Raw genomic sequence first — 9,045 nt, 5'->3', positions numbered from 1 at the left:
TTCATTCAAATCGTTTATATTACGATCTTTTTCTAAACTATTTTCAATAGAGCCTATTTTTCGAGGGTCTGCAGGAATATCAGGAAAATATCTGTGTAGCAGATCAAATAAATCCCTTAATTCATATATACCCATTGAACTTCTAATTTCAAAAGAACAATCTATTTTCATATCAATTTAATTTTTACAATATCTTATTTATCAAATCTAACCGTTGATTTACGAATAATGTTAAAATGAGCATCTATTTCTCCAAATTCTATCGTGGTTAATGTCTTAGCTTCGTCAACAGGGACAGAATCATTGTCTTTTTGGCAGAAAGGATCGATGATTACAGATCTGTTATTAAAGGCTTTCAATACTTTAGAAGGTGCACAATAGAACTCAAAATAATACTTGCCATCATACCCCCATGACCTGAAATATGCAGTTTGGCCTACACCACAAGATACTAAATGGCCATCAGAAACTGCAAGCTCACAATATGTGACTTTTTCAGGTCTTGAAACCTTAGGATTAAAGCTTTTACGACGTTTTTCCTCAGCAAGTTCTTCTTCACGTCGCACTTTTTCTTCTCTTTTTTGAGCTCTTTCTTCTTTTCTTTGAAGTTTCTGTTGCTCCCTTTTAGATAGTTTCTTTTCCTTAGGTTGTTGCACTTCTTCTTTTGAAGAATTATAGTTATTTCCTTGTACCTTTACTACAGAATGGACATTATCCGTTCTTTCTTGAATTTTCAGCTCTTCTGCATGACGTTTTGTTTGGGTACTTATTTCTTCGTGTTCGCAGCTGATTTTACATGATTTCTTCTTACTTTTTTTTGACAATTTCTTTAAAAGAACAAAAGTAAAGAAACTCGTTATTACCGAAGTAACAAAAGAAACTACGATAGATATAATAGTTACTGTCATAAATTCTATTTGTTTTGCATTGCCATTTTCAAATTTAATTGTGAACTTGTTGTGTAAATTTGTTCACTTAGATCATTAATCACTCCAATAATTGGGTAAAAGAAGAGAGACTCTTCAATAACATCATACTTGCTTACATCTTTAGAGTCGAGTTTCAGATTAACACCCTTCTCTATATATGTGCGTAGATCTTTATTGAAGCAATTTACTGCAAGTTGGAGAGACCTTTGGTCTATCCCGAACTCTCCGCTAAGAGAGATTGAACGAGGAATTCTTAATGCGATGAAGTCCATAAAAGTCTTTACCTCCTTGACAATATCATCATAGAACGATGCGACCTCATCATATTTCTGGCCATCAACCAAGCAGGTCTTACTTGTTCCTAGAAGCACAGACTTTACCCTTGAAATATCATTCGGAACCTGCGTAAGGAAGAGGCCTCCCTTACATGTTGCTTCCTTCGGATTCTTAGAGTTGATTATCAAATTAATATCCTTAATATCAGACTCGTATATAAGGGAGAATATCTTTGTTGTCAGCAGTTCAAGCGAAGTCTGAACTGTACTCAAGACAGAGATAACCTTCGAACCGTTACCACTGAAAGCAATGTTTGTAGGCGGATTCAAGCCTTTAGCTTTCATGAGGTGAGCAATGTGATACATAATAGAAGTAAAGAATATATAGAAGACTATCTTCTGACTACTATCTTTCATGAGCGTCTCGTTAAAGCTCAAGGTTTCTTCAAGGTGGTTTTGACGAACAAGTTCGTTCTCCTCCAAAGAGAAAAGAAACGATGCAACTTCGGAGGAGTTACCAAAGTTGTTCGCCGTTTTTTCTATGAGCATCTTCTGCAAGTCGCCCATACCTTTAAGGTTGATGATGTACTCGTCCTTAAACTGCTTTATGATGCCATTCAAAGGACCATTTTGTACAGCGACCAAACTGTTACCGAAAATTGCGTCCGCAGCAAAGCGCATAGAGGTGACAAGCTTTACGTCGTTGGTATCAGCAACAACGATGTCGGTGGTACCGCCACCTATATCTATCGTTACGATATTAGTAACGTCAGCTCTTGTCTTTTGGAAGAACGAGTAAGGAGCTATGGACTCAGTAATAGCTATAGGTTGGCCCGTAGGGTTGAAATACTTCTGATATGCAGCAGTCCAGACTCTTTGGAAGAGTCCTCGCTTGTTGTTAGACATACTGATAGGATAGAACCATTTAATCTGTGTTTGTGTCAAACTGGCTCCTTCTTGAATGACCTTGGTACGTATCATTAGAAATAAGGATTCAATATAGCAACGAATTCTCTCCTCATTATCATGGTTCAGTTGACTCCATTTTAGATTTGGAATATAATCGTTGTATCGAGTTCCGATGTCTGCCTTGTTATACATGAATGCCGGTGACGCATTACCTAATGCAACGTATGCTCCCATACCCGACTCATTGATGCCAGCATTGTTCCTATCGACACTAAGGACGGTACGAGTCGGGAAATGGCATTGGGCATCATTGCCGATTGCTTCAGGCAAGAATTCACCACGAGCATGCATACGAATCAAGTCAGACGGCTTGCAAATCATGCTGAACAGAGGATTATCTTGGCTATAAGAGAAAGGCTCTGGCATCCTATTTGCTCCTGAAGTATATTCTATGTGTGTGTTAGATGTACCAAGGTCAATTGCGAACGTCAAGTTAGCCGTTCCCATTCTTTGCTTGAAATTCGGAAGCATTAGACCTGTTGCTCTCAACTCCTTTCCTGGTTGATCTGTCAGAATTGAAATCATAGCACAATCAAACGTCTTGTTCTCTAGGATATACACTTTCGAACGGATGTCATCCTCTATGTCTACATTTCTAACAACATAATCAGGCACAAAGAAAGAATCAACTTCATTATGACAAGAGCATGAGCACTCCTTGTTCAAGTTGAAATCGGAAAGAATGGCAATACGATACTGTGCATCTGCTTCGTTCCTGAATTTTACAGGAGGGAATACGCCGATGGTGAAATCCTCTGGTGCAAGAACGATCGCGCCCTTATTGTTCTGCTTATCAGCTTTTACGTCAAGAGTGTAAATGCGCTTATACTCAACATCACCTTTAGCAATAGGAATACGAAGTACCACCTCGATACCAGAAGCCAATTTCTTGATGTCAATGAAGTGCTTGCCTGAAGGTGTCGTACCCTTTAAGTCTTCCGCTGTAAAATAGTCAAAGAACATTTTTGTAACAGGCAAAAGATACCCTTCTTTCTCAGCATTGTTAGATGTAAAATTTCCATTGAAGTAGTCTTCACTATTAATATCAGAAGGCAACTTAATGATTTTATCATCAAGGAAATCGCTTATTGTCAAATAAGGATGTTGGATGTTAATGCCAGGAAGGGTGCGAGATGCCAGTGCCTTGGCATCATAATACGGAATATTGAAACTACGTCCAAACTTGCAACCGTAATACTCAAGATTATCATAAAGGCTGCTGGTATTTACAGGCAGAACTAATGGCGTCTTACCCCCTGCTATTGTTTTTGTAGCTTGTATCTCAAAGTCTGTGTTGCCCTGAAGATTGACCTCTTTATAATGAAGTGGAAAACCATTAACTTCAACTACTTGATCCACGGTTGATGCAACAGCAACATTCAATGGTTCATAGGTGGAATCGATGAATGATTTCACACCATTCACCATATTGGCGCAACTTGTCTGAATGTCGTCAATTTCCGCTTTAAGGTTGTCGTCAAGAACATAGTAAACTGCATCTAAATATGAATCCACCTCAGGAAAATCAATAGAGAAGTTGAGTATTGAATATCTCAATGTAAATAAATACTTAAGGTATTCAGGATCACGCTGGTCGAGTGAAGCATATTTCTTGTCGAAAGCATAGTCCCCTCCAAAACAAAGATAACGAGAAATCCCCTTTTCGTCATTTGCCGTAGAGAAAAACAATGTAGCAGGTGACGTGGCACCAATAATATGCATAGGTTTATGATTTGGGCCTTTATACTTCAGAATATAGATATTTTTCATCTTGCCGAAGTTATACGGATCTGAGCCTTTGGCATCCTGATCAAAAAACATCTTCAACGCTTTTCCATATATCTGATGTGAAGGATTTGTAGACTTCAACAACTCGTCAATATGGCCTTTATTCCATACCTTTATTTCTACCCTATCCTTCATTGAAGGGTAATTAAAGAAGATCTGGCCGACATCAAGTGAATCTGATACCATTTTGTGGTAAATAGTATCGCCATGAAGACGATTCTTTACCTGTTGAACAGTGAGAACATTTAAAGATTCGCCAACAACCTTGCGGAATGCCTCCTTGACAAGCTCTATTCTTGCAAAAGGAGATGGTATTGAGGTTATTTCACTTTGCGTAGTCGTAGAATCCTCTATCCGGTTGACAAATCCATAATCGTATGTACTACGTGGAGTGTTACTCCAGTCTACAATGGTATTATTTGTACCTGTAGCACCTTTATTTATTCTAAATAAATATCCCATATTATTGGATGTTTAAGTTTTTCTTGCAAATATCTGACAAAGTTTTATGGAACACCTCCATGAATGTGGTAGGTGCACTTGTATTTGATGGGATTGATGATAAATTCTTTCCAAGCATCTCATCAACAAGATCATAACCTTTCTTTCTAAATGGGTTCAAACCAGGATACGTAGGTTTGGCATCTTGAACTTTTGCCAATCCGTCAGAGTCCCTTACATCAGAATCCTTGTAGAATGGGGCGAAAGAAATTTCGTTGCGTTCGAGTTCGTTTATCCATTCTTCAAACATTTCCTTAAATCTCTCGTAGTTTGAGAAGAATGCGCTATTGAAAAAGCTAGAACCAAGCAACGCACCCCTATCTTTAGCCCACTTCTGTTCTAATCGATGACTCACGTCTCGATTATTCAGATAACTATTCATAATAGCCATCATTGAAAGTGGCTTTTTAATGATTGTGTTTGTTTGATTCCCCAGGTCAGAGAAAATGATTGAAGCCTTTGGAGTGGTGTTCAATCCAAACTCATGAAACGATGTTGAAGTAGCAGCACCAGCAAATTGTTTGGCGTCGAAGTCTAAGATTGCAAGTGCACCTAACAACTCAATAAAGTGAGCATCATTAGACTGCTTGTTTCCTCCATCACAGTTGTCATATCCATGACTTGAAAAATCGTCGCCAAGATAATACATGTCGTCCAGAGTTCCATTACCAGTAACATTCTTTTCGTAATAGTGCAATGCAGCTTTTGCTTTTGTAATGAAGGAATCAGCTTGAATAGAACTGTTACCATCTGTCTTTAGATTAAAATATGGAAGCAGCGAAACGGCACCAATAGGTGCAGAAGCAAGGGCAGTGTTATTACTGGTTCGCAAAGTCTTTAGTATAAGAGGGAAACCACTCGCTCCTGTTCCTCCGAAGATAGAACTGATAATAAATACCTTGTCGCCAGTTACGAAATTAGCTTCAAAATTCTTAAAATCTGCAGACTGCGTAAACTGATTCAAGACAATGGAACCAATGTTAGGATTTCCTTTAAATCCAACATCCATTGTTGATGATAAATTTTTATTGGAAAAAAGCATTTTTGCCAATGCTTGGTTCTCCTGCGACATTCCACTAAGTGCAAGGTAACTGTCGTAACTTATTCCTGCCGTACCTACAAGAGGTAGCAAATAGTTACCGTCATTGTTTAATGACGTAATTACTGTCGAAAAGAACCTATTTTCAAATGTATTGTTGAAACTAAGTTCTCCTCGAACCTCCTCGTATTGTCTTAAACTGCAAACGGTACGATCGAGGTCACCATTTGAAGCATCTGGATCTATAATGATAGGTATAATATTGCTATCGGTTTGGGCTCCTGCTGCAAGCAGCATGGTAAGCGAGCGCAACACTCTCGAACCCGAACCTCCAATTGCAAAAACGTACAAGTTCATATACAGCTAAGTTTTTAGAATTTTTTAAAAGGAATATATTTTGCAGGACTCCACCACTTGATGAACAGAGACACCACAAGAACTGTAACAACAGACCAAAGAACATTTGCACATCCAAAGCCAAATGTATCAAGTACAGTCCACGTTTCGGAGTCGTCTATTTCGTTGTTGATAAGAGGTGTATTTGTATACCATAGTGCAATGAGCAGGTTCAGGAAGGCATTCAAGCCTAAACAAAGAAACCATATGCCCCATTGTTTTCTCACTGGTTTTAACATGTAATAAAATACTCCTGTTATTATGCCAGACAAAACAATCATTGCAAGACCAACATGAACATAGCCTGGAACAGTTTCGTACAGGTAGTTGTCTAATTCTTGACCATAGAGGCCATTCGTGTAATAATAGATTGTTGAAAAGAATGTATCCATATACTATTCAAGATTTATGGTTATGTTAAAATAGTTATTGTTATTTTTTGAAGTGTTTTCAAAAGCTTTGCTTACTCCATTGATCAGGTATGATACTCCATAGGTCGTACTATCTGATGGTAAGCCATTACCTTCAAAATTAGATTTTTCAACCCAAGTAGGAGTGGTAATAGGATAAGAAATCGTAATTTTTCCGGGAGCAGGATTTGAGCCACTTGTCCTTATAGTAAATTTGTATTTATCATTGCCTAGCTCCTCGATATTAAAGATTTTGTACTTTGAAGAGTTGTTTGTTTTGACATTGTACGAAGAAGTGTTGATGATATCATCTTTTGCCAAAAGAACCTTATCAAGTTTTGTGGTGAACTCGAACTCGTAAAAATTTTCATTACGTTTCCTATCCCACTTTGATACATGTATTTTGTTTCCTTCAATCATGCGCTTACTTTTTGCTTCGAGCTTAAAGTCCGCATCATATGCTTTTTGCATGAAATATGTACCACAATTCTTCGAATTAAATGGCAAATGAATAATCTTACAAACATTGTCTTTGCGTCCAAAAGCCCAAACATACAAGGGTAATGGTTTGTTGCAACTTATACCACCTGGATAATATTTTCCGCTAAAATCTACCATATACTTGTATATTGCAACCGCAAGATCTTTTTTTTCAAGTTGTTTTGAGAACTGAGAAGTTATACCAGAAGATGCTATTGCAAGATTTCCATTATTTGATGTAAATACATAATCGGAAATTAGGATATTAACACAATCGTTGGTGACACTATCCATCATCATTTCAAGCATCTCGTCCAACTTTGTATATTGTGCAGTACAATTACTTTTTATCGAGTTGACAAATTGCTTGATGTTGCTCTTTGAATTCACGACAGACGTATTTATGAAATTCAAAGTCACATTATTTATGTCCGAACACTCATCAAATCGATCATAAAAGTCCGTAATCAATGTCTCTATAGCAGATGCTTTATTTACATTGCAATAGCCAGCCATACTTCCAGAACTCTCAACAAAGACATTAACGGTTATTTTGCGTTCAGTCTGAGTGGAGTCAATCTTGTTTCCTCCGTTTTGAGTATTCCTTGGGTTACCGCAAGAAATAAAGATTCCAAAGTATGTAATTAGGCAAAGAACAATTACTTGTATAGGTATCCGTCTCATCATTTTTTATATATTTAATTAAATTCTTTATTCTTATAAAATCGTTTGATTCCAGTTTTGGTTTCAGCTCTTATACCAAATCCAAGAAAGCACTGGGGATGTAGGCAGTGCACACAGTCAGAAGTCCGTCGATTACAATTCCTACACGTTGCTGGCTATGATAACGTGCAACCACTCCGACTACTCCTTTAAACTTTCCATCTATTATTCGCACCTTTTGACCTGACTTGAATTTTTCAACCACTTCTGTCGAAGCTACTATATCATCTGAATCAGCAGCACAAATTATCTTTAGGCTGTTCATTTGGTCGTCTGGTACGATTAATGGCACCTTGACAATCTTATTGCCAACGTGAGTATGTCGATAATAAAAGCGGAGGTAGGGGAGGTTTACGTTGTCGTAAACAAAAGCTTTCAATTCATCTTCTGTGCCGTATGCAAAGAATATGTTAGGAATGCGTGATTCTTCGATTGCAACACGTTTGCCGTCTACAATCTTTATTCTCTTTAATGTTGGATAAAAAGCAACGACATTTTTGCTTGTTAGGTAAGTGTATACTTTCTTTTCTCTGCCATACGTGGTGCGGAGAGCATACCAATGGTGTGTGTCTTTTGCATCTTTATTAGTGTCAACTGATGTTCTCGACAGGGCATTATTGGTGGACACCCCTGTTTGTAAGTTCATTGGTTTAGACTTTAGAACTTCGGGGAGAGCGTTGGAGGTAAGTCCAGCGCATAGAGGAGATTGGTTATCTCCAACTTTGCATTTTACATCTGATGTGGCGCAATATTTTTCCATATCGTGATGGTACCTTATCAAAGACTTGACTTGATACACAGACATAAAAAGAAGAGCGTGGGAACCGCCCGCCGTCTGTCCCACTCTCTGAGGCCTTCGCATTGCCCGATACTGTAGAACAGACAACGCTAGAGCCCACGCCGATATGATATATATATGCCGCCACATGGAGTAGTTGAAACCTATATGCAGAAAATACACATAGGTACAATACTCCACTGGCCGTGATATAATCACACCCGTAGACATCTACCGTTGCTCGGTTCGTTGACAGTATCTAAAGTTTGCGAAGTTTCAGAGAGTCAAGAACAAAGCGTCAAGTAAACGCCTTCTATATGTCGTGTCCCCATCCCTTCCCCAATCGGCATCAATCGCTGTTGCCGGACATCTGAATGACACGAAACGTCATGACGACGATGGTATCGGCGTGGAAACGCTACAAAATTATTAAATTCATCTAAACAAAACAAACATTTTCATAAATTATGTAACATTTTCTTATAAAAAAGTGAGTGCAAATATAGAATAGTCGTGTTGCTATATGATTTATAGCGATAATGAAAGGAGATAAATCTCTTATTCTACGAGATGCCGTTCACACGTGAATGCAGGAAGAGTTGCTTTGAAACGGATATTGGCATTAGAGTATGTGGAATATAATCCGACCGATTTAGCTCTAATCGGTCATAATATCCAATTAATCCACTTTTTTCAAAAAAACCGTCAACCATCTGGTCTTCAATGCGGAAGTATCTGTAATTCAGACACTTCCGCA

6 protein-coding genes are annotated in these 9,045 nt (G+C 38.1%); all 6 read right to left on the bottom strand.

The window, feature by feature from the left end:
- Window positions 1-194 precede the first annotated feature (194 nt).
- The 6 genes from QVO99_RS07650 to QVO99_RS07625 all read right to left on the bottom strand — a co-directional run bounded on the left by QVO99_RS07650 (window position 195) and on the right by QVO99_RS07625 (window position 8,270).
- Window positions 195-908, bottom strand: a complete 714-nt coding sequence (locus tag QVO99_RS07650; RefSeq protein ID WP_022317023.1) for a hypothetical protein — start codon at window positions 906-908, stop codon at window positions 195-197.
- A 5-nt stretch (window positions 909-913) separates the two neighbouring features.
- The gene (locus tag QVO99_RS07645; protein WP_022317022.1) at window positions 914-4,423 is read right to left on the bottom strand and encodes a hypothetical protein; all 3,510 of its coding nucleotides are present in this window, start codon (window positions 4,421-4,423) and stop codon (window positions 914-916) included.
- A 1-nt stretch (window position 4,424) separates the two neighbouring features.
- Complete coding sequence (locus tag QVO99_RS07640) at window positions 4,425-5,858, bottom strand: hypothetical protein (protein ID WP_022317021.1); 1,434 nt, start codon at window positions 5,856-5,858, stop codon at window positions 4,425-4,427.
- Window positions 5,859-5,872: 14 nt separating this feature from the next.
- Entirely contained in the window at window positions 5,873-6,289 is a 417-nt protein-coding gene (locus QVO99_RS07635) for a hypothetical protein (protein WP_022317020.1), read from the bottom strand.
- Window positions 6,290-6,292: 3 nt separating this feature from the next.
- Window positions 6,293-7,474 (bottom strand): hypothetical protein, encoded by a 1,182-nt coding sequence (locus QVO99_RS07630; protein ID WP_288177049.1) that lies wholly within the window; start codon window positions 7,472-7,474, stop codon window positions 6,293-6,295.
- A gap of 67 nt (window positions 7,475-7,541) precedes the next feature.
- Window positions 7,542-8,270 (bottom strand): UpxY family transcription antiterminator, encoded by a 729-nt coding sequence (locus tag QVO99_RS07625; RefSeq protein ID WP_022317018.1) that lies wholly within the window; start codon window positions 8,268-8,270, stop codon window positions 7,542-7,544.
- Window positions 8,271-9,045: the final 775 nt, after the last annotated feature.

This window comes from Prevotella sp. CAG:592 (assembly GCF_000436015.1).
In the GTDB taxonomy this organism is placed as follows: domain Bacteria; phylum Bacteroidota; class Bacteroidia; order Bacteroidales; family Bacteroidaceae; genus Prevotella; species Prevotella pectinovora.
The sequence above is the reverse complement of the archived record's forward strand: the minus strand, read 5'-3'. Positions and strand labels throughout refer to the sequence as shown.